General features: G+C 55.3%; 20 protein-coding genes and 1 pseudogene. 13 read left to right on the forward strand and 8 right to left on the reverse strand.

Features of this window, described 5'->3' with window-relative positions; genetic code table 11:
* Nucleotides 1–810 carry an aspartyl/asparaginyl beta-hydroxylase domain-containing protein gene (locus tag VH413_13060; GenBank protein ID HEX3799621.1) on the forward strand — a complete coding sequence of 270 codons (810 nt, stop codon included), beginning with the start codon at nt 1–3 and terminating at the stop codon, nt 808–810.
* 32 nt (nt 811–842) lie between these two features.
* On the opposite strand, the gene yihA is transcribed toward VH413_13060, so the two are convergent.
* The 3 genes and pseudogenes from yihA to carB form a co-directional block, all read right to left on the reverse strand.
* Nucleotides 843–1,538 (reverse strand): ribosome biogenesis GTP-binding protein YihA/YsxC, encoded by a 696-nt coding sequence (yihA, locus tag VH413_13065; protein HEX3799622.1) that lies wholly within the window; start codon nt 1,536–1,538, stop codon nt 843–845.
* Nucleotides 1,539–1,595: 57 nt separating this feature from the next.
* Nucleotides 1,596–2,270, reverse strand: a complete 675-nt coding sequence (locus VH413_13070; protein ID HEX3799623.1) for a hypothetical protein — start codon at nt 2,268–2,270, stop codon at nt 1,596–1,598.
* Nucleotides 2,271–2,306: 36 nt separating this feature from the next.
* A pseudogene (gene carB / locus VH413_13075) lies at nt 2,307–3,794 on the reverse strand (carbamoyl-phosphate synthase large subunit).
* A 69-nt stretch (nt 3,795–3,863) separates the two neighbouring features.
* Here carB and VH413_13080 point away from each other — a divergent pair.
* Entirely contained in the window at nt 3,864–4,457 is a 594-nt protein-coding gene (locus tag VH413_13080) for a hypothetical protein (protein ID HEX3799624.1), read from the forward strand.
* A 71-nt stretch (nt 4,458–4,528) separates the two neighbouring features.
* Here the strand turns inward: VH413_13080 and VH413_13085 are convergent, their stop codons facing one another.
* Complete coding sequence (locus VH413_13085; GenBank protein HEX3799625.1) at nt 4,529–5,881, reverse strand: MFS transporter; 1,353 nt, start codon at nt 5,879–5,881, stop codon at nt 4,529–4,531.
* 224 nt (nt 5,882–6,105) lie between these two features.
* On the opposite strand from VH413_13085, the gene VH413_13090 reads away from it, so the two are divergent.
* The 5 genes from VH413_13090 to VH413_13110 all read left to right on the forward strand — a co-directional run bounded on the left by VH413_13090 (nt 6,106) and on the right by VH413_13110 (nt 12,140).
* Nucleotides 6,106–7,320: a DUF1015 family protein gene (locus tag VH413_13090; protein HEX3799626.1), complete on the forward strand. Its 1,215-nt coding sequence runs from the start codon at nt 6,106–6,108 to the stop codon at nt 7,318–7,320.
* Between the two features lie 124 nt (nt 7,321–7,444).
* Nucleotides 7,445–7,663, forward strand: a complete 219-nt coding sequence (locus VH413_13095) for a hypothetical protein (GenBank protein HEX3799627.1) — start codon at nt 7,445–7,447, stop codon at nt 7,661–7,663.
* A 167-nt stretch (nt 7,664–7,830) separates the two neighbouring features.
* Nucleotides 7,831–9,012: a lactonase family protein gene (locus VH413_13100; protein ID HEX3799628.1), complete on the forward strand. Its 1,182-nt coding sequence runs from the start codon at nt 7,831–7,833 to the stop codon at nt 9,010–9,012.
* A gap of 233 nt (nt 9,013–9,245) precedes the next feature.
* A complete protein-coding gene (locus tag VH413_13105; GenBank protein ID HEX3799629.1) occupies nt 9,246–10,544 on the forward strand; it encodes an NTP transferase domain-containing protein in 1,299 nt (432 codons plus the stop codon).
* Nucleotides 10,545–10,553: 9 nt separating this feature from the next.
* A complete protein-coding gene (locus VH413_13110) occupies nt 10,554–12,140 on the forward strand; it encodes a hypothetical protein (GenBank protein HEX3799630.1) in 1,587 nt (528 codons plus the stop codon).
* A 36-nt stretch (nt 12,141–12,176) separates the two neighbouring features.
* Here the strand turns inward: VH413_13110 and VH413_13115 are convergent, their stop codons facing one another.
* The gene (locus tag VH413_13115) at nt 12,177–13,370 is read right to left on the reverse strand and encodes an alginate lyase family protein (protein ID HEX3799631.1); all 1,194 of its coding nucleotides are present in this window, start codon (nt 13,368–13,370) and stop codon (nt 12,177–12,179) included.
* Between the two features lie 211 nt (nt 13,371–13,581).
* Between VH413_13115 and VH413_13120 the strand changes: the two genes are divergently transcribed.
* Genes VH413_13120 through VH413_13145 form a run of 6 tightly spaced genes read left to right on the forward strand, consistent with a single transcriptional unit; the run spans nt 13,582 to nt 20,541 of the window.
* Nucleotides 13,582–13,854, forward strand: a complete 273-nt coding sequence (locus VH413_13120; protein ID HEX3799632.1) for a WXG100 family type VII secretion target — start codon at nt 13,582–13,584, stop codon at nt 13,852–13,854.
* Between the two features lie 4 nt (nt 13,855–13,858).
* Nucleotides 13,859–14,410: a hypothetical protein gene (locus VH413_13125; protein HEX3799633.1), complete on the forward strand. Its 552-nt coding sequence runs from the start codon at nt 13,859–13,861 to the stop codon at nt 14,408–14,410.
* Nucleotides 14,407–14,619: a hypothetical protein gene (locus tag VH413_13130; protein HEX3799634.1), complete on the forward strand. Its 213-nt coding sequence runs from the start codon at nt 14,407–14,409 to the stop codon at nt 14,617–14,619. The genes VH413_13125 and VH413_13130 overlap by 4 nt, the downstream gene beginning before the upstream one ends.
* A complete protein-coding gene (locus tag VH413_13135) occupies nt 14,612–18,499 on the forward strand; it encodes an FtsK/SpoIIIE domain-containing protein (protein HEX3799635.1) in 3,888 nt (1,295 codons plus the stop codon). Before VH413_13130 ends, VH413_13135 begins: the two co-directional genes overlap by 8 nt.
* Before the next feature lie 33 nt (nt 18,500–18,532).
* Nucleotides 18,533–20,362, forward strand: a complete 1,830-nt coding sequence (locus tag VH413_13140; protein HEX3799636.1) for a hypothetical protein — start codon at nt 18,533–18,535, stop codon at nt 20,360–20,362.
* A gap of 23 nt (nt 20,363–20,385) precedes the next feature.
* Nucleotides 20,386–20,541: a hypothetical protein gene (locus tag VH413_13145; GenBank protein ID HEX3799637.1), complete on the forward strand. Its 156-nt coding sequence runs from the start codon at nt 20,386–20,388 to the stop codon at nt 20,539–20,541.
* An 11-nt stretch (nt 20,542–20,552) separates the two neighbouring features.
* Here the strand turns inward: VH413_13145 and VH413_13150 are convergent, their stop codons facing one another.
* From VH413_13150 to VH413_13160, 3 genes are all read right to left on the reverse strand, one after another.
* The gene (locus tag VH413_13150; protein ID HEX3799638.1) at nt 20,553–21,083 is read right to left on the reverse strand and encodes a hypothetical protein; all 531 of its coding nucleotides are present in this window, start codon (nt 21,081–21,083) and stop codon (nt 20,553–20,555) included.
* 77 nt (nt 21,084–21,160) lie between these two features.
* Nucleotides 21,161–21,589, reverse strand: a complete 429-nt coding sequence (locus tag VH413_13155) for a YraN family protein (protein HEX3799639.1) — start codon at nt 21,587–21,589, stop codon at nt 21,161–21,163.
* 3 nt (nt 21,590–21,592) lie between these two features.
* A complete protein-coding gene (locus VH413_13160) occupies nt 21,593–22,294 on the reverse strand; it encodes a ribonuclease HII (GenBank protein ID HEX3799640.1) in 702 nt (233 codons plus the stop codon).
* Nucleotides 22,295–22,329: the final 35 nt, after the last annotated feature.

A 22,329-nucleotide genomic window follows, 5' to 3' on the forward strand; every position in this document is an offset into this window, starting at 1 on the left:
GTGGACGAGCCGCTTGCATCGGGCGCAAGTCCCGCGTCACCCAAGCCTGCGGTGGATCTTTGCAACCGCAAGCACACGCTTAATGTCTCGCGTGGGCTTGTCGGTCGCAGTCTGATCGCGTTGCAAAACGGAATCGAAAGCGGCGTCGCCAAAGTTTCGGTCAATGGCGACCCGCCGATCTACGACAGCAAAACCTTCCCGTGGGCCGCTGAAGTCGAGGCCGGTTGGAAATCTGTCCGCGCCGAATTGGATCAGGTCATGAAATATCGTGACCAGATTCCGAGCTTCCACGAGATCATGAAGGAAGTCACCACCATCACCACCGACGCGAATTGGAAAACCTATTTCCTCGCCGGCATCGGAATGGACTGTGCGGAAAACGCGCGGCGTTGTCCTGAGACAATGAAAGTGCTCGCGAAAATTCCGGGCATGAAGACCGCGTTCTTCTCCATCCTCTCGCCGCGCAAACACATTCCGGCGCATCGCGGCGCTTACAATGGCATCCTGCGCCTGCACCTCGGCCTGCTTGTGCCCGAGCCGCGCGAGCAATGCCGCATCCGCATCGGCAACGATTACCGCAGTTGGACCGAAGGCAAAACCCTCATATTCGACGACACTTTCAACCACGAAGTCTGGAATGATACCGACGGCTACCGCGTCGTCCTCTTCGTGGATTTCGCGCGCCCACTAAAATTCCCCTTCCACCAGATGAACGAAGCCCTGCTGAACGTCGGAACCCTCGCCCCCTTCCTCCGTGAAGCCGGCGCGAAACAAAAAAAGTGGGAAAAAGGTTTTTACAAGAAAAAGTGACATTCCCCAGCGCAGAAGCCCGCGCATCGGCGCTACCACGGGCGATTCTGATCGGGACGTTTTTTGCGATTGCTTGGAGCGCCGAGTTTTGGACCTGTGACGGGCGCTGCTTCGGTGGAAACCGGGCGAGCTTTTATCGCCGCCAATTCTTCGCCGATTACTTTCAATAATTCCTCCCGTCCCTTCCCGGTGGTTGCGGAAGAGGTGAATATCGTCGGCAGTTGCTCGAACCATGTCGAAATGCGTTTGGTGAATGACGCGATATTCGTTTCTGCCTCCTTGGCCGATACCTTGTCCAACTTTGTGAACACGAGGACAAATGGGAGAGACTTGTCCGTGAGCCATTGCACAAAGTCCACATCAATTTGTTGCGCTGGCAATCCAGAATCAATGAGCGCGAACACACAGAAAAGATTTGGCCGATGCTCCAGGTAATCGTTCACCGCGCGGTTGAACTGGGATTTATCGGCGCGGGCAACTTGGGCATAACCGTAGCCGGGCAGATCCACCAGCCGCCAGGTGCGGTTCACCGTGAACATATTGATCATTTTGGTGTGCCCCGGAGTGGGCGAAACCTTCGCCAGGCCGGGCTTATCCAAAAGCATGTTCAGCAGCGATGATTTGCCGACATTCGAGCGCCCGATGAAGGCGAATTCCGGCAAAGACTCATCGGGGCACGAATCCAGATCGGGAGAACTGCAATCAAAAATGGCGGATGAAATATTCACAAATGAAATTGACCGCTCATCCTCGCATCAAATCTGCCGCGCTGAAACATCTATTTCCTACTGCTGCCCAAAACTCACTGACTCCAGAATCTTTTGCAACGCGGCTTGCTGGTCGTCATCGCCGCTGCTGATGATGAAACTGAGCGCGTAACCTTTCATGATCGTGCTGTAATATTTTTGCTTGATCACAATTTTGCGAATGTGCATCTCAACGTCCATCACGTCAAAATCCACGCCGCCCACTTTTCGCACATAGGTTTCCCCGTTGTTTGGAAACTCCGCCTGGATCGCGCCGGATTCGAGCAGCGTTTTCAACTGAAACTGGTAATCCTTTCCGCGCTTGATTCCCGGAAGATGACTCACGTCCGTCGCCACGCTGGCGATGGAAGGATTGAACGTCACCGGCGAACCTTGCGGATACTCGAAGACGGAGAACAAATTTCCCGAGCTGTGCTTGCCAGCCTTGACGGTTGCCTCCAGGTTTTTGTCATCACCGACGAGCAATTTCGTCCCCATTTTTTGCAGGTGCTCGCGCTCCTCCTCATTCTGAATCACCCAATCTGGCGGCACCGTGAGCGTCATCGCAAAAAATTTATTGTGATAAACATTCTTGTCGAAGCTCCCGACATCCATCGCGCCGCCGTCTTCACCGGCCATTTTTTTGCCGCAGGAAACAAATAACAATGCCAGCAGGACGAATTGAACGGTGAATAGTAATTTATTTTTTGGCATGGTTATTTCCTTTTAATGTTAGTTATTTGTTCCCGCCAGCACTTCCTCAAAATCCACGATCTCCTTGATCTGCGTCAGGAACCACCGGTCCACTTTGCACAAGTCAAAAATCTCATCCACCGTCATGCCCGCGCGCAACGCGTGGCGAATAAAGAAAATCCGCTCTGCATTCGGCGTGCTCAATTTGCGCGTGATAACTTCGCGCGGTAAAATATCGCGGTCGCCATACACATCCGTGCCGATGCGCCAGGGTTTGCCATCGCCGCCCAAACCGCTGCGACCGATTTCCAGCGAGCGCAAACATTTTTGCAGCGATTCCTTGAACGTGCGCCCGATGGCCATCGCCTCGCCAACCGATTTCATCTGCGTGTTCAGTGTCGGGTCGGCTTGCGGAAATTTCTCGAAAGCAAACCGCGGAATTTTCGTCACCACATAATCAATCGTCGGCTCAAAGCTCGCCGGCGTTTCGCGTGTGATGTCGTTCTTGATTTCGTCGAGCAAATAACCCACCGCCAGCTTCGCCGCAATCTTCGCAATCGGAAAACCCGTCGCCTTCGACGCCAGCGCCGACGACCGCGACACGCGCGGATTCATCTCGATGATCACCATGCGCCCGTTATCTGGATTCACGCCGAACTGGATGTTCGACCCGCCCGTCTCCACGCCGATCTCGCGGATCACCGCGAACGACGCGTCGCGCATGATTTGAAATTCCTTGTCCGTCAGCGTCTGGATGGGCGCGACGGTGATGGAATCGCCGGTATGCACACCCATCGGATCAAAATTTTCAATCGAGCAAATGATGACGCAATTATCGGCGCGGTCGCGCATCACTTCCATCTCGTATTCCTTCCAGCCGAGCAGTGATTCCTCCACCAAAATTTCCGACACCGGCGAAAGCTCAATCCCGCGCTTCGCAATCTCCTCGAACTCCTCGCGATTGTAAGCGATGCCGCCGCCCGTGCCGCCCAGCGTATACGCGGGGCGAATGATCAATGGCAACCGCCCAATCCTTTCCGCCACCGCGCGCGCTTCCTCGACATTGTGCGCCGTGCCGCTGATCGGCACATCGAGCCCAATCTTGAGCATCAAGTCCTTGAAAATCTGCCGGTCCTCGCCGCGCTCAATCGCCCGTGCGTTCGCGCCGATCATTTCGACGCCGTATTTTTCCAGCGTGCCGCGGCGCGCCAGCGCCATCGCCGTGTTCAACGCCGTCTGTCCGCCCAGCGTCGGCAGCAAGACCAATTTGCCCTTCGCGCCCTGCCGCTTCAATTCTTCCACTTCGCGCGCGATGATTTTTTCCACGCACTCCGGCGTGATCGGCTCGATGTAAGTGCGGTCGGCGAATTCGGGGTCCGTCATGATCGTCGCGGGATTCGAGTTCACGAGGATGACGCGATAACCCTCTTCGCGCAGTGCCTTGCAAGCCTGCGTGCCCGAATAATCAAACTCACACGCCTGGCCAATGATGATTGGCCCCGCGCCGATGATAAGAACAGAATGAATGTCAGTACGTTTCGGCATAAAACCGGTTGAATTAAAGCGATTCCTCGAGAGTTGTCATTGTTTTATTTTTGTGCGAATGTTTTGCCCGTGAACGAGCGGACGGAACTCCAATTAAACGCAATGGAAATACCCACGACGCCGCTGGATCTTCATTATAACAATAACGGTCTAGTTCCGCATATCGGATTGCATCGCCACGGAAAATTGTACGTTCAGGAATCATCATATTCCGCTTTTTGGCTATCCGGTATAATATTGATTGTTGCGATCGTCGTGGCCGCGCTTCCCTGGGAAACGAAGGCTGTTGCTGGCACGAAATTAAAAGATTGGGTCGTCGGCGGATGTATCTTTTGGATTCTATGCACCGTGCTTCCGTACTTCATCCGTAATGCGTTCGGACAGAGCATCATCATTGATCCAGAGAAACAGACATTGCGCATCTGGAGCCGCAACCCCGAGAAAACAATTTTGTGGAGACAAATTATTGGGCTGCAGATTTGTCATGAGAAAGTGGAACGCGACTCAGAGTTGACCGGACATCAACTAAATCTTGTATGGATAAATGAAGGCGGAATTGTTCGGCGTCATTGCCTATTAAAGCATGGCAGCAGACGATTCGTGGCGGCTCTTGGAAAACGCTACCAAGCCCTCTTCGCCTTCAAACTGCTCGACGGATTTTAGGCGGCAGACGCACTTCAATTTGTGGAAAGGAACTCGCGAAGAGACGAAAACTGCTTCAGCAATTTTTACAATCATTGCTCATACCCATCCGCCTTGGCCGGCCACGCGATAATAAATAAAATCGTTCCGCACACCGCACAACCAATCATCACTCCAAAGCCGGCGTTCCAGCCAAACTCCTGCACGAGCTTGCCGAATCCCCAGCCCGACAGCACCGTGCTCGCGTAGCCAAAAATACTCGTCAATCCGACTGCCGTCGCCGCCGCGCGCCGCGTCGCCAGATTCGCGCACGCAATCGCCAGCAAACATTGTGGTCCATAAACAAAAAATCCCGTCGCGCACAATAACCCCGTGATCAGCAATTCCGATTGCGTTTGGATTTTCCAAAAGGCGAAAACCGATACTCCCGCCATCGCCATATAAAACACACACGCCCGCACCGCGCGCCCGCCGAGAAACCGGTCCGTGATCCATCCGCCGATCAGCGCGCCGAGCAATCCGAACACCTCAAAACCCGCGATCATCCACGCCGCATGCAAAATTTTTATGTGCTTTGCCTCCGTCAACAAAGTTGGACCCCAATCAAAAACCGCATAACGAATCGCATACACAAAAAAATTCGCGCTCGATAGAATCCAGATGTAGGGATTCCCAAAAACCTTCCGCCCCACGAACGCCTTGAAATCTTTGTCTGACTCCGCCTTCGCCATGCCTTTGCCGTGCGTCCCTTCAACCTCCGGCAAACCAACCGAGGGCGGCGTGTCCGGCATCAGGAAAAAGATTAGGATTGCCGCGCCCCCCGCGATCAGCGCCGGAATAAAAAAGCACAACCGCCAATTATGCGCGCCAACCGGGTCCGCGCTCGCGCCGCCCAGATTCAAATTTTTCAGCTTGCCCAAATGCGGCGACACCAAAACCCCACACAACAGCACAATCAAAATGCTCCCGATGTTATGCGAGGAATTCCAAATCGAAAATTTCGTTGCGAGTTCCTTCGGCGGAAACCAATTCGCCATCAGCCGCGCGCATGGTGGAAAACCCATTCCCTGAAACCAGCCATTGAGCATCCAGATAATTCCGAACGCCACCACCGTCGAACTAAACCCAAACCAGATATTCAGCAGCGCCGATGCCAGTAATGCTGTGGACATGAACACGCACGCGTTCGACCGGTCCGCGAGAAAGCCATTCAGAAATTTTGATACGCCATAAATCACCCCGTGCAACGTGAGAAAGAGCCCAAGATTTTCCTTCGTGATCCCGAGGTCGCGCCCCATGAACGGCATGGCGATGCCCAAATTCTTGCGCACGAAATAAAACATTGCGTAACCAAGCGTGGCGTAAATCAAAACACGCAACTGCCAGAAACGATATTTTGCTCGGATTTCGGCCGGGTCCGTCAGCATTACTTTCGCCGGCGGCATTGGCCGAAAAAATCGCAACCATCCGCCCGAGACGGCAGGGTGGGGTGGGATTGGATTATTCGGTTCAGCGCCCATCAGTGGAAAAAGGTGATGCTACTTAACCCCACTGGTCTTAAAATGTCAGGCGAATTCATTCTATTTCTCGCCGTGATTTCGCGCGGCTTCGCCAATTTTTAATTTTACCTTTTTAATTTTTAATTACCTCGGTATCTTCGCTCCCCTTTATGGCTACGATAAAACCATTCGCCGCACTGCGTCCGCGACCCGAACTCGCCGCGCAAATTTGTGAACTTCCTTACGATGTGATGTCTTCCACCGAAGCGCGCTCGATGGCCGCCGGCAATCCGCTCAGTTTCCTCCACGTGAGCAAGCCGGAGATTGATCTCGCGCCCGACGTGGATATTTATTCGCCGCAAGTTTATGCCCAAGGCAAAAAGAATTTCGAGAAACTAATCGCCGAAGGTTCGCTGCGGCAGGACGCGCAACCCAGCTTTTATCTCTATCGCCAGATCATGGGCAAGCACGCGCAGATCGGCCTGGTCGCCGCCGCGAGTTGCGAAGATTATCTGCACAACATCATCAAGAAACACGAATTCACACGCCCCGATAAAGAAGACGACCGCGTGCGCCACATCGAAACACTTAATTCGCAAACCGGCCCCGTGTTCCTGACTTACCGCGCCCAACCCACGCTCGACGAACTGTTCCAAAAGAAAATTGCCGAAACGCCCAACATTGATTTCACCGCGAAAGACGGCGTTCGCCACACCGCATGGGTCATCAGCGACGCGCCGACGGTGGAACGCATCGCGTCCGAGTTCGCGCGCATTCCCTTTCTTTACATCGCCGACGGCCACCATCGCAGCGCCGCCGCCGCGCGCGTTTATCAGAGCCGCAAGGGCGCGGGACAGAGCGGCTTTTTTCTCAGCGTGATTTTTCCGCACAACCAAATGCAGATCCTTCCGTACAATCGCGTACTGAAAGATTTGAATGGCCGCACCCACGCGCAACTGCTTGAGCAACTCGACACCCTGTTCAGCATCAAGCCGGGTGGCGCCGCGCAACCCACGCGCAAACACGAACTCGGTTTTTATATCAACGGCCAATGGCACACGCTGAATTTCCGCCCGCAACTCACCGCGACCAGCGATCCCATCGAGCAGCTCGACGTCACGCTCCTGCAAAAAAATGTGCTTGCGCCGATGTTCGGCATAGATGATCCGCGCACCAGCAAGCGCATCAATTTTGTCGGCGGCATCCGCGGCACGGGCGAACTGGAGAAGCTCGTTAATTCCGGTGAATACGCTTGCGCTTTTTCCATGTTCCCGACGAGCATTGAAGATCTCATGACCATCGCCGATGCCGGTGGAATCATGCCGCCCAAAAGCACGTGGTTCGAGCCCAAGCTGCGCGACGCCATGTTCTGTCACATGATCTAGCGAAGCTTTTCAACTGTAGTCGCGGTCTATGACCGTCGAATCCTCCTGTAGGACTTTGCGAAGAATTCTTTTCGCAAAACTCCGATTTTTCATTTTTGCGAATCCGCCGATGCTATCCCTGTATATGAAAGTTTTAATTCAAGATAGCCAAAGCAAAAAGTTTTTCGCACCGAATCGCGCGTGGGTCCGAGACGCGCAATCCGGCCAGGATTTTGAATCGCACAATCGCGCATTCAAAATAGCTCAAGCGGCAAAAGTGCCGCAATTTAACATCGTGCTGCTTTCCACCAGCGGCCGCTACGCCTTTCGCATTGACGAAGGCATCACCCAATCATGCAACTAATCCTGCTAATCAACTATATTTTTCAATGGGGATTCGCCCTGATGCTTGGGGCTTCCCTTTTGGTTTGGGTTTTCGAATTCAAACTGTCGCCACGTTGAGCGCGCGAGGCATGCGCCCGCCCGTTCTTGACGCTCCGCGGAATTTCCCGCAGGCTCACGTGAAATTCGATGAGCCAAAATAAATTTCTCGCCGCCGCGTTCGGTCTCTCCTTGCTTACATTTTTCGCGCCGGTCACGAGCGCGCAAAACAGTAAGGATTTCACGCCCAGCGAATGTTTTGTCTATGTCGGCACCTATACCGGTGGCACGAGCAAAGGCATTTATCTTTATCGCATGGACATGGAGACCGGCGTATTGACTTCCGAAGGGCTCGCGGCGGAAACGCCCAATCCAACTTTCTTCGATCTCACTACCAACGGAAAATTTCTCTACGCCGCTGATGAGGTTAATAATTTTCAGGGCAAACATGCCGGCTCGGTGGGCGCTTATTCCGTTGAACGCGGCACGGGCAAACTGACTCTGCTCGACGAACGCTCCACGGTCGGCGATGGCCCCTGCCATATATTAATAGACCACAGCGGCAAGGATGCCCTGATCGCCAATTACGGCGGCGGCAGCGTCGCCGTTCTTCCCATTGAAGCCGATGGCAAAGTTGACGATGCCTCCACGTTTATCCAGCACCACGGCAAAAGCATCAATCCCGACCGCCAGCAAAAGCCCCATGCTCATTTTATAACGGTTGATCCCGCCAACCGTTTCGCGTTCGTCTGCGATCTCGGCCTCGACAAGATCATGAGCTATCGTTTCGCCGCCGCCGCCGGGAAGTTGACGCCGAACGACCCACCCTTCACCGAGATCAAACCCGGCTCCGGTCCGCGGCATTTGGCCTTCAGCGCGAACGGACGCTTCGCCTATCTGATCAACGAAATGGCCTCCACCATAAACGTCTTCAACTACGATGCTACGCACGGCGTGTTGGCCGAAATGCAAACCATCAGCACGCTTCCCGCTGATTTCAAAGGTTCGAGCACCGGTGCGGAAATCGCCATTCATCCGTCGGGAAAATATCTCTACGCCTCCAATCGCGGTGACGATAGCATCGCCTTCTTTGCCATCAATCCTGCGAACGGCACTTTGTCATTCGTCCAGCGCCAATCCGTCCAGGGAAAAACCCCGCGTTATTTCGGCATTGATCCCACTGGCAAATACATCCTCGATGCCAATCAGGATTCCAACAATCTCGTCCTCTTCGTCATCAATCCCGAGAATGGCCAGTTGACTTTCACCGGCAAAACGTGGGAACTGGGCTCGCCGGTTTGCGTTAAATTTTTGCCAATCCGCCCGAAATAAATTTGCCTTTGGCGCGGCAAAATCCGCCGGGTATTTTTCTTCGCGCCGGTTCATTTATGCCTAGACCGGCGGTTCGCAGATCGCGAAAAATTTCACCATAGTCGTGTAATCGGCCATTTCCGGGCGTTTTTGCCTCAATTCAGGGCGCCCGCGCCCGTGGCACATCCCGTGCTCATCCCTCCTGACGAAACATCGAAAACGATGAACCTATAACGCAGTCGCGCAAAAAAATTATGAAAGTCGCCGCATTTCTTCCGGCCAAAGGCACCAGCAACCGCGTGCCCAATAAAAATACCATGCTGCTCGACGGCGACCCGATGTTTCTTCGCAGTTTGCGCAAGCTCATCGCCTGCTCGGGCATTGATGAAGTCTGGCTCGATACCGAGTCGCACGAAATCGCCGATCTGGCCAGCGACCTCAAGTGCAAATGGCTTCGCCGCGACCCTGTCCTCGCCAATAATAAAACCGATGGCAACCAGCTTTTCTTCAACGAAATCCAGAGCACCGATGCCGACATCTGCGTGATGCTTCTCTGCACTTCACCGTTCATTCAGCAGAGCACCATCGAGAAGGCGATTGAGATTCTCAAGACCGACTCGCGCTACGATTCCGTCGTCGCCGTTCGCAAGGAAAAACAATATCTCTGGCAGCAGGGCCACCCGGCGTATTCGCTCGACCGCATTCCCAACAGCATTGATTTGCCGGACACGACCGTTGAAACGATGGGCCTCTACGTCATGCGCCGCGATGCCGTGCTGCAACTCAAACGCCGCATCGGCAACAATCCTTATCTGCTCGAAATCGAACCCATCGAAAGTGTGGATGTGAATTGGCCGCGCGATTTTGAACTTGCGAATCTTATCGCCGTCGGCCTGCGCGAACAGGAACGCCGCCTCTTCAACAACCTGAAATTGCAATTCAATAGCCCGCTGCTTTCCGACGTGCTGGACGATCTTGGCATTGACGGCGTGCTCTCCAAGGATTTCAAACTCAACCTGCCGCAATCGAAAGTCCTTGGCCGCGCGAAGACGATGCAGATTGACAGTTGCAAGGACGACGAGGATTTCAAAAAAATTTACGACAGTCTCGCGCTTTACGATCACGTGGTCTCGAATGATGTCGTCGTCGTCGCGAATCACGCGCCGAACTTTGCTTTCTTTGGTGAACTCAACGCGAATCTGGCCATTCGCGCCGGTGCGGTCGGCGCCATTATTGACGGCGTCACTCGCGATACGCGCGATACGGTTGGCATGGGTTTTCCCGTGTTTGCCAAGGGACACTACTGCAAGGACACGCGCAAACGTGGCGTCGTCACTTCGCGCAATCGCACGGTGTTGATTGATGAAATCAGCATCCACAAGGACGACCTGATTTTTGGCGATACCGATGGCATCGTCGTCATTCCCAAGCAGCACGAGAAGGCCGTGCTTGCCGAAGCGCTCAAGCGCCGCAAAAACGAATCGTCCATCCTGCTCGCCATTGCCGAAGGCATGGAGACAAATCAGTTGGTAAAAGAATTCGGCCTATTTTAATCCAATAAAGTGACGCCGAACATTTGCCTGGCCTTCAATTATCTCTTGTGGACTGAGCCCACGCGCCAGATGTGGACCAACCTCGCGCGTCATCTCGAGGAATTCGATTTTCAACTCGTTCTGCTAAGCACCGCTCCGGTGGAAAGCCCGCTGCCTTTTCCCGTGCTGCCTATTCCATTTTTGTTGCGCGATTATGCCACGCAATTTCCCGGCGCGACCGTCGAAGGTGGCCACTATTCGCCCGGCGATTGGGACATCGCCTGCGCGGACAGCAGCCGTTCTCATGGCGCTTACCCGCCCGCCGAAGCAATTCCCGGCTTGCAAGTTTGCCGCAGCGTCCTGCGAACCATTTTAAAAACTTTGCAACCCGGCTTCGTGCTGACGTGGGATTCCACCTCGCCACTCGCGCGCGTTGCACATGGCCTTTGCCTCGAAGCGGGCATGCCCGTGCAAAGCCTTGAACGCGGTTTGCTGCCCGAGACTTTGATGATTGAAAGTCGCGGCATTCAGGGCCACTCGGACTTGCGGACTCACTGGCTCGCGCAGGAAATTTCCGCCGCCGAGCCTTCCGCCTACGAGCGCGTGCGCAGCTTCTACGTGAATCGCAAGCCGCAGAAATATCAGCAACCGGAATTCAACGGCGGCGGCGCGCAGTTGCGCGAAGAATGGAAACTCGGCGCGAAGAAAGCGGTCATGTTTTTCGGACACTATGATCCGTGCGGATTAACGCCCGCCGACGGCGCGCAACGCCGCTATCATTCGCCCGCGTTCGCGTCCACGGAAGATTTGCTGATGAGCCTCGGCGCGCTCCTGAAAAATTCCACGGACTGCGCGCTCATTTTCAAGCCGCATCCGCTTGATAAAAATCCCTACGCAGCCGCCGCAGCGCAAGGCACGCGCATCGTCAACGATGTGAATGTGCATGCATTGATGGACCTCGCCTCCGTCGTGGTGGCGCAATTTACCACGCTGCAATTTGAGGCGGCGCTTTACGAAAAACCAGTTCTTCTGGCTGGCCGTAGCGCGTGGTGGGGCCGGGGTGCTACTTACGAAGTGGCGCGGCGCGAAGATTTAGGCTCGGGGCTGTTGGCGGCATTGCGCGGCGAGGATTGGGCCGCGCGCTCCGCGAATGCCCGAGTCTTTCTCACCTGGATCATGGAGCACTGGCTCATTGGCTGTTCGAGTGTCGTGCCGGCGCGGCGCAATCTCTCCGAGTTGGCAAAATTTTTAGCAACGACTTCGCTCGAAGCGAACGCCGACACTTCCGCTGAAAAACGGGTGGCGTCGGCGCAAAAACAATTTGAATCGTGGCGAACCATTGCCATTGCATCCACGCCGGTTGCTTCCGAAAGTTCCGAGGTTCTTCGCGAACGCGCCGAAGTGTTGCGCCAGCTTGCTTCATGGGAATCCGCCGCGGAAATTTATCGCACGCTCTCCAATCAATTTCCCGACGATTTGGAAATCTGGCAAAAACGCATTGAATGTGCCACGCGCGCCGGCCAAAAATTCGTCGCCGGACTTCTGCGCGGCGATGCCCTGCGCGCGCATCCTGAATGGGCGGACAAACTGGATAACGTCATTCCGACTCGCGGATAATCGGCGATCCAATCCGCGACTTCTGCGGCTTAGTAATTACTTAGAATTTCCGATCCAGAGTATCGGCTGAGTAATGGCAATGTTGCGTTGAACTTCTGCGTTGGTGGGGTCCGGCGGCAGTTTTTTCCACAGCGTCAAATATTTTTCCTCGTCGAGTTTCAATCCGGCAAAGAGCAGACACGGTTCGCGCGACGGCCAGCTATCCCACGCCATCACGTCCGGCTTGTAGGGCCACGCAGATTTGTCGGCGAGATACGGATAAAGAAACGCCACGGCCTTCGCGATGCCGCGTCCGTCCGGCAAGCTATATAGCCAGAGATCTTCTTTGCTGGTCGAAAGCACCTGGCAAAGCGTGGCCATATTATCCAGTTGAAAAATCGAATAGGCATAAGGCTTCGTGCGTTTGAGTTCCGCCGGAAAACTTCCATCCGCCGCCATTTGTTTCGCCACGAACGCCTCCTTATACTTCTGCCGGCATTCCGTCATTTTTTCCTCGTCGCCCACAAATTTCGAGAACACCGCGAGTTGGAGATAGAAGGCCACCGCGTGATTGTTGAGCGTGTTCGCCTCGTCATGGCCATTTTTGCTCGTGGTCATCCACGTGCTGTAATCAGTGAACCAGCTTTTGAGCCCGTCCAAAACATCCCGTGGAAATGCCGGTGACGCGCTCAAAGCCTCGATGGCCACCGGCACCTCGATCAGATGCAGTGTATCAATAATGCCGATGCCGCGCCCGGTGGAAACACCCGGTATCGCCTGCGCATAATTCAAACTCGGATTCATGCGCGTTTTTGGATCGATAAAAAACACCCGCAGCAACGCCGCCGCCTTCGCCGCGTAACGGTCGTCGCCCGTGATCTTGTAAGCGGCTCCCAGCGCGGCCACGGCGTCGCGCAACTGCATAACGCATTTCCGATGCTCGATAAAATTTTCGGGATTCGATTGCCCGTCGCGCTGAATGTACGGCAATCCATTCGACTTTGACGGGTCGGGCCACCAATAATCGCCATTGGAATAAAAGTCGTTCGACCCGCCCTGGCTGAGCTTCGCCGGGAACGCCGTAATAGTGATCGGCTCCAGCGCGAGGGCATTCGTGGCGGCGGCAAGGATGCGCGCGCGTTCGATGTCCGCCACGTTCAATGTCGGCAGCGCGGCCCGTGTCATTGGAGACGCCAGCCAAAAAAACAAAATGCAGCCCAGCAGACGCGCAACCTTTGAGAATGACTTCATAATTATTAAACTATCATTGGATGGGAATGGTTGGCAATCGTACATGTGCCGTCCTCATCGCGAATGCCGCCCAAGGCAGCCCTGCACGGCAAATTTTAAACCGAGAAAATGTGGGAAACGGTTTGCGCAGCGGCCAAAAAGCGGGCAAGTTAAGGCAAGCCGGAGACGCGATAGCAGGCAAACGCTTTTCCGGCAAAGAGAAAGCATTATTATGGCGCAGGCAATAATGGATCCGGAGGAGGTGCGGCGGTTCGCCCAGGAATTGAAAAAATTCAACGCCGATTTACAAAATGGCATGGCGTCATTGCAGGCGCGGTTTTCCGCCCTCGGCGATACGTGGCAGGACCAGGAGCAAGTCCGCTTCGCCGACGAATTCAAGACGACAATGAAGGCGTTAAAAAAGTTCATCGAGATTTCAAATCAGCAAACCCCCTTCCTGTTGCGCAAGGCGCAGCGCATTGAGGAATATCTGAACCAGCATTAGCCGCATGGCCACGCGCGTCAATGTCACCTCGGTCGAGGCCATCGAAGATTTTCGAACGAGCCTGATCATCTATTTGAGCAAGGCGAAGCCCGCGCTGGAAGAAGTCGCCGCCGAGGTGGGCCGCACCCGCGTCTGGGTGCAATACACGCAACGCTCGCATTGGGACGGAATTTTTAAACGCAACGCGCGCGAGTTGGAGGAGGCAAAGGCGGCGTTGTTCAGCGCCAAGATGTCCAACCTGCGCGAAGTTTCCACCGCGGAACAAATGATGGTGGTTAAGTGCAAACAGCGGATGGAGGCGGCTGACATCAAACTGCGCGTGTTGAAAAAATGGGACCGGGATTTCGATACGCAAACCGAACCGATCTCGCGACAGTTGGAAAAACTACATTCCATGTTGCATGAGGATTTGGTCAATGCGGTCGCGTATCTCACCCAAACCATCGCGACACTTCAGGCTTACGCCGACATGGTTGCGCCCACATTGGATGGCCCGCCGCCGGAAACAAAACCTCCCGGCGAAAGCGGATCGGGCAGCGAAGGAGGCCTCGCATGAGCTTGCGAAATAACGGCACGAGTCTGGCGATGATGACGAAAGAATTGATCGGCCGCTGGAAAACCACCCGGGAATATTGGAAGGACGCGAAGAGTGAGGAGTTCGAGAAAAAGTACATCGAGGAGTTGCAGGCGAGCGTGGACAATGCCGTCGTCATCATCGAGCAGCTCGACAAGATCATAAACAAAATCAGGAAAGACTGTGAGTAACCATCAAGGGGTAAAAAAGACACTGGTGCTGGTGGAAGACCTGAAAGCCGTGGTGAGCGATTTCGCGGCCCGCGAGGAAAAGCTCGACCGCGATCTGCGCGTGAAATCTGGCCGCGAACGCCAGCACAATGAAGAAGAGGCTGCCGAGGAGGCGCGCCAAACCGCCGCCGAACGCGACGCGGCGGAATCGGAATTTCAAGCGGAGAAAGATGCGATCGAATCGCGTTACACCCAGTGGAAGGCGCGCATCAACCGGGCGCGCAGTTCGAGCAAGGAGCAAACGTCCGAGCGCATCGAGAACCGCACCGGCACGCGCAAGTATGAGCTGCAAAAATTGCTGATGGAGACGGAGCGCAGCCGCGACGGCGCGTTCGCGCAAACCGCCGCGCGTTTCCAGGATTTCAATACGAATCTCGCGACGGAGTTGGTGAATTTGGAAGCGCTGGAGCGGCGCGCGCGAAATTCCTTGCGCAGTTATTTCAAGTTTTCCTTCATGCTCGCGCGCGCGAAAGAAAAAGCGGAAGTCAATCTCGCGCCGGATGAGGAACAGTTGTTCGCCGAGATGCGCGCGTTGCTGGCGAAAGCGTCGGAAGATTTGAAACGGTTTCGCTGGCAGCCGTTTTCAATATTGTTTCGATATTTGCCGGTGTGGCTGTTGCTGCCGTTGTGTGCCACGCCAATGGTGTTGCAGCGTTTCGGCATCGGTTCGCTCACGCACGACGGGGCGATGGGCGCGTCCATCGGCGCGGCGGTGGTGGTGCTGGTGCTTTATTTCGTCGGGCAAAGCCAGGGTGATAAACTCGCCAGCGGAATCGCGACCGCGCTGGGCAAGGCGCGAAAATTATACGCCGCGTGCCTCGAAAAGTCCGACACGCATCATCAAAGCGAACTTGAGCGGTTGCAAGGCGAGTTCGAGGCGGCGACGCAGATGATTGACGATGATTTGAAACGGACGTTGAAAGAGGCCGGCAGTTTGCGCGGGACGTTCCGTGAAAAAATTGATGACAAAACCGTGCGCATCACGGCGACGAATGAGCGCATCCGCAAAGCCCGACTGGCGAAAGCGGAAGACAAGCACGCGCATCGGGTGGAAGTGGTGGAGAAAACCATCGCCGCGCGCGAAGGCGCTTTTGGCAAAATGATGGATGTGCGCAACGCCGGTTCCAGCGCCGAGCAACAACGCATCTGGCAGGAGTTGGAAAAGGAATGGCTTGAGCGGACACAACCGATTTACGCGGCGCTCGCGGATTTAAAGGCGGACTCGGAAAATCTATTTCCGCCGTGGCAGGAAAATTGGCTGAAGAATTGGACGCCGCCCGCAAAGTTCGAGCACGCCGCAAAATTCGCGGACCTGCAAGTGGATGTCGAAAAATTGAGCGGCGCGATTCCGAAAAACAAGCGGCTCGCGCTGCCCGGCCCGGCCCGTTTTGATGCGCCCATGCTGCTTACATATCCAGACCAGGGTTCGGTGTTGTTCGAGACCAACGGCGGCGGCACCGCCAAGGTCATTGACGCGCTGAATAATATTATTTTGCGTCTGCTCGCCTCCGCACCTCCGGGGCGATTGAGCTTCACGATCATTGACCCGATCGGCCTTGGCCAAAATTTTGCCGGCGCGATGCATCTCGCGGATTACGGCGAACATCTCATCAACAGCCGCATTTGGACGCAGCCTTCGCAGATCGAGCAACGCCTTGGCGAGTTGAACGAGCACATGGAAAAAGTGATCCAGATGTATTTGCGCAACGAATATGAAACCATCGCGCAATACAACGAAGCCGCCGGAAACATTGCCGAGCGTTACCAGATTTTGGTGATCGCGGATTTCCCGGTGAACTTCAGCGAGCTGGCGGCGAAGCGGTTGATGAGCATTGCCACGAGCGGCGCGCGTTGCGGGGTTTTTACTCTGATTCATTGGGACCATCGCCACCCGGCCTTGCAGGATTTTATGCCGGACGAATTGCGCCGCAACAGCGTTTGCGTGACGGTCAAGGGCAACGATTTATTTTTCACGAACAAACCATTGCCGGGAACGAACCTTCAACTCGACGTTCCGCCGCCCGCGGAACTGGCGACCGAATTTATTCACACCGTCGGCAAAAACAGCCGCGACTCCAGCCGCGTGGAAGTTCCATTCTCGCAGGTCGCCCCCACCGACGACAATTTGTGGAGCGAAGACACGACGAGCGAGATGCGCGTGCCCATCGGCCGCACGGGCGCGACGAAATTGCAATATGTCGCCATCGGGCGCGGCACGCGGCAACACGCGCTTATCGCCGGTAAAACCGGTTCCGGCAAATCCACGTTGTTTCACGTGATGATCACGAATCTCGCGTTGTGGTGCAGCCCGGAGCAGGTGGAATTTTATCTCGTGGATTTCAAGAAGGGCGTCGAGTTCAAATGTTACGCCGCGAAACGATTGCCGCACGCGCGCGTAGTGGCGATTGAGAGCGATCGCGAATTTGGCCTGAGCGTTTTGCAACGCGTGGATGACGAATTGAAACGGCGCGGCGATATGTTCCGCAAACTGGGTGTGCAGGACATCGCCGGTTACAAGCGCGCGGGCGGAAAAGAACCGGTTCCGCGCTCGCTGCTAATGATTGACGAGTTCCAGGAATTGTTCGTCGAGGATGATAAGATTTCGCAGAGCGCGAATCTGTTGCTCGACCGCATCGTACGCCAGGGCCGCGCGTTTGGCGTGCATGTCATTTTGGGTTCGCAAACTCTCGGCGGCGCTTACACCGTGGCGCGCACGACGCTTGGGCAAATGGTCATCCGCATCGCGCTCATGTGCAACGAGGCCGACGCGTATCTTATCATGGACGACAGCAATCCCGCGCCGCGCCTGCTCACGCGTCCCGGCGAAGGCATTTATAACGACATGGCCGGCGCGCTTGAAGGCAACAGTCCGTTCCAAACCGTGTGGCTCTCCGATGAAATTCGCGACAGCTATCTCGAAAAAGTGCGGCAACGCGCGGTGCAGGAAGGCATGGGGCACATCGGGCCCATCGTGTATGAAGGCGATGCGCCGGCGGACATCCGCGAGAATCGTTTGCTTCAGCAATTGCTCGAAGTTGAGGCCGTCAAACCGCCGTCGTCGCCACGCATCTGGCTCGGCGCGCCCAATTCCATCAAGGGTCCGACCGAGGCCGTGTTCCATCGCCAGAGTGGAAATAATTTATTGATCGTCGGCCAGCGCGAGGAAGCGGCGCTGGGAATTCTCTCGCTTGCGCTGGTTTCGCTCGCGGCGCAATATCCCGTGGGCGCGGCGAACTTCATCGTGTTCGACGGCACGACGCCGGGATCGCAACAGCGCGAATTTTTGGAACGCATCACGCGGGCGATTCCGCATCAGGTGACGCTCGCCCGTGGCAGCGATCTTGGCGAAGTGCTCGGCAATCTTTCCGCCGACCTGAAAAAGCGCGTTGAGGAAGATCATGGCAGCGGCGCTCCGGCGACGTTTGTGTTTTTCCACGGGTTGCAAAAGTTCAACAAACTGCGGCGCGAAGATGACTTTGGATTTTCGTCCGGTGACGCGTCGGCAAGCCCGAGCGAATTGCTCAACGGTATTATCACGGAAGGCGCGAGCTTGGGCATCCACCTGATTGTGAGTTGCGACACGTATAACAACGTGAACCGGTTTCTCAGCAAGAAGGCGTTCAGCGAATTCGAGATGCGCGTGTTGTTCCAGATGAGCGCGAACGATTCGGCGAACCTGTGCGACAGTCCCCGCGCCAGCATGCTCGGCTTGCATCGCGCCTTGTTCTACAATGAACAAGAAGGTTATCTCGAAACCTTCCGGCCATACGCGTTGCCGGACGGCGATTGGGTTGAGCAGGCCGAGAAAAATTTGCGGCGGCTGGTGAGTTCGGTAAGCTGAGCCGGTTAGGAAAATTTCGTTTCAACACACTCTATGAGGATATTTCGAATTGTATTTTTGTGGGCTTGCGCGGCGGGCGTTTGTTTGGGCGCGGAACCCAAATCGCCGCCAAGATTTCCCCCAGTCGGAATCGCCGTGCCCGATGATGTCCGAAACGGACTGGAAACAGGCGCCGCCGCGCTTGGGAAAAATATTGAGGAATTGAAAAGTTCGCTGGTGTCGAAACCGGAGTTGCTTGAACTGTTGCCGGACGTGCAGATTTATTATAACGCCGTCAAATATGCGCTCGACGACACGATGTTTTACAAGACGAACGAATTTGGCGTCGCGAAAAAGCTGCTCGAACAAGGCGAAGAGCGGGTGCGCGATTTGCGCGAAGGCAAAGCTCCGTGGACAACCGCGACGGGACTGGTCGTGCGCGGCTATGTTTCCAGGCTGGATGATTCGGTGATTCCGTACGGGTTGGTCGTGCCGGCGACTTACCATGCAGGCGAGACGAATGGGCATCGGCTGGATATTTGGTTTCATGGACGCGGCGATCAACTGAGCGAAATCAGTTTCATCAACGATCGGCAGAGGAATCCGGGCGAATTCACGCCGACGAACACGTTCGTGCTGCATCCGTACGGGCGTTATTGCAACGGCTTCAAATTTGCGGGCGAAGTGGATGTGTTCGAGGCATTGCAGGACGTCGAGCGGCATTATCCGATTGATACGAACCGGATTTCCGTGCGCGGGTTTTCGATGGGCGGCGCGGCGACGTGGCATTTCGGAGTTCATTACGCAGGCCAATGGGCGGCGGTCGCGCCCGGCGCGGGCTTTGTCGAGACGGCGATTTTCTCGAAGGCGTTTTCGAAGAATCCGCCGCCGACCGATTACGAGCAGACGCTGTGGCATTATTATAATGCCACCGATGACGCGGGGAATTTGTTCAACACGCATGTGGTTGCTTACAGCGGCGAGATTGACGGGCAGCGCGCGGCGGCGGAATTGATGACGAAGTACATGGCCGAAGAAGGCATGATGCTCACGCATATCATTGGGCCAAACACCGCGCATAAATACGAACCCGAGGCGAAGAAAAAAGTGGCGCAGTTGGTGGATGCCATCGCGAACGAGGGGCGTGATCCGCTGCCGAAGCAGGTGAAGTTTACGACGTGGAATTTGCGCTTCAACGAAATGGATTGGGTGACGGTGGATGGGATGGAGCACGAATGGAATCGCGCGCGGGTGAATGCGGAAATTGTGGACGATAAAAAAATTGCGGTGACCACGACGAATGTATCGGCGTTCACGCTCGCGATGCCGGAGGGACTTTGTCCGCTGGCCAAGGGCGAGAAGCCGCTGGTGGAGGTTGACGGCGAAGCGATCAAAACTGTGCCGGTGCGAAACGATCTTTCGTGGACGACGCACTTTCAAAAAATGGGCGGAAAATGGGAGTTGGTAAAAAATGTGGATACGATCAGTTTGAAAAAGCGCCACGGTTTGCAGGGGCCGATTGACGATGCGTTCATGGATTCGTTCATCATGGTGCGGCCGACTGGTGAACCGATGAATGAAAAACTTGGCGCGTGGGCGGCAGATGGATTGCATCACGCGGTGGACGAATGGCATCTGCAATTTCGCGGCAACGCGCGGGTGAAGGATGATAGCGAGATCACGGCGGAAGACATGGCGTCGAATAATTTAATTTTGTGGGGTGATCCCAAGAGCAACAAATTGCTGGCGAGGATGGTGAAAAAATTGCCGATTCATTGGGATGCAAATGGAGTGCAAATTGGCGCGGCGCACTTTTCGGCGGACGATAATGTGCCGGTTTTGATTTATCCGAATCCGCTGAACCCGAAACATTACGTCTGCTGAATACGGGTTTTACGTTTTGCGAAGTGGGGCGTCCGAGCAATGCGTTGCAGGTGGCGAAGCTGCCGGATTATGCGGTGGTGGACATCAATGTGCCGATCGAGTCGCGGATTCCGAATGGGGTGAAGGCTACGGGATTTTTCGATGAGCAATGGCGGTTGCCGGCCGCCGATGCGAAGTAATCTTCTCGCGACTAAAACTGATCTTCTTTTTCTTTGAAGAGGATGTTGAAGGTCGTTAAAGAGCCGTAGCAGCGGGTGAGGTATTGTTGCATCTCGACTTTTTCGCCGTCACTCAATTTTTCGTGGGCGTTGATTTTTTGTTCGAGGACGCGGAGTTGGTTGCGGACGCCGACGATTTTGTGGAAAAAAGTTTCGAGCGGGACTTCCTTGGTTTGCAGCGTGGGATCGGATGGGTGCAGAACGAGGCGTCCGTTATGCCAGCGCGGACCTAATTGGGAGACGGAGGAATCCGATTTTTCGACGCCAAGGCGGTCGAGCGCGCGGTCAAGGATACTTTCGATAAATTGTTTGAGCGGGACTTCGGCATCGCCAATTTTCACGGTGGGCTCGGGAACGGAAATTTCGGCAAGGCGCGGATCAATGGTGCGAAGGATATTTCCAAAACGGATGTCGGCAGAGCCTTCAGAAACTTTTTCGACGATGCCCTCGCCATGATGCGGGTGGGTGATCTTCATGCCGACAGTCAAAATGGGTGTGCTCATACTTGAGAAAATAATACGCGGTTGGATGGACAGAAGCAATTTTTACCGCGGAGACGCGGAGGCGCGGAGAGAAAGAATCAGAAATAATTGTACGGCTTGGACATTGGGAAAGTATTGGGCAGGTGGCGGACTTCTTTGACGGCGCTGTTTTCGAGGACGACTTCGACGATGTCGAAGCGGATTTTTACGGCGGGATTGTTTAGCAGGCGCAGGTAATCCAGGGCGGCTTGGGAAAGGAGGCGGCGTTTGCGGGCGTTGACGGCGGTGGAGGCGCGCCCGAAGGTTTCGGAGGAGCGTGCTTTTACTTCGACGAAGACGAGGCAATCGGCGTCGCGGAAGATAAGGTCAATTTCGCCGCGGTCGGACTTAAAATTTGCGGCGAGAAATTTGAGGCCGAGTTTGCGGAGATGTTTTTTGGCGGTGCGTTCGCCGATTTCGCCGTGACGCGCACGCAGGGATTTTTCAGCTTTACCGCGCCAAAATTGGATGCGCGCGAGGATGCTCATGCTTTAATCGAGCAGAGGCGCGCCATCGAGAGCGTCGGCATCGAATAATTCCAATTCGACGGGGGTGACGCGGAAGGGGGAGAAGCTGCGGCGGTGAATCGGGCACGCACCGTGTTCGGCGATGGCGGCGAGGTGTTGCGGTGTCCCATAGCCTTTGTGCTCGGCGAAACCATACTGGGGAAATTGTGCGTGATATTCGTGCATCAAACGGTCACGCGTGACTTTGGCGAGGACGCTGGCAGCGGCGATGGAATAGCTGCGGGCATCGCCTTTGACGAGCGGGGTGTTGGGGATGCGCAGGGATTTTACGGGGCGTCCGTCAACGAGGACGTGTTGCGGCGCGGGTTGAAGTTGCGCGAGGGCCAGGTGCATCGCGCGATGGGCGGCCTGGAGAATATTGATTTGATCTATGATGTCCACTTCGACGACCGCGATGCCGTAACGAATTTCGGGATGCGTGGTGATCGAAGTGAAATATTTCTCGCGCTGTTCTTCGGTGAGTTGCTTGGAGTCGTTGAGGCCGCGGAGTTTTTTATCGAGGCCGGGCTCGAGCCATTGGTGCGGGAAGATCACCGCGCCAGCGACGACGGGACCGGCGAGCGGGCCGCAGCCGGCTTCGTCCACCCCGGCAACGAGGGTGGTGCCCTGAGACCAAAGCTCGCGCTCGAAGTTTAAACGGTTCCAAAATGTGGCGCTCTTTGCCATGAGTTTTTGCCGGTATTCAAGTTATCGTGCTCGCG

The organism is Verrucomicrobiia bacterium (assembly GCA_036268055.1).
Lineage (GTDB): Bacteria > Verrucomicrobiota > Verrucomicrobiia > Limisphaerales > Pedosphaeraceae > DATAUW01.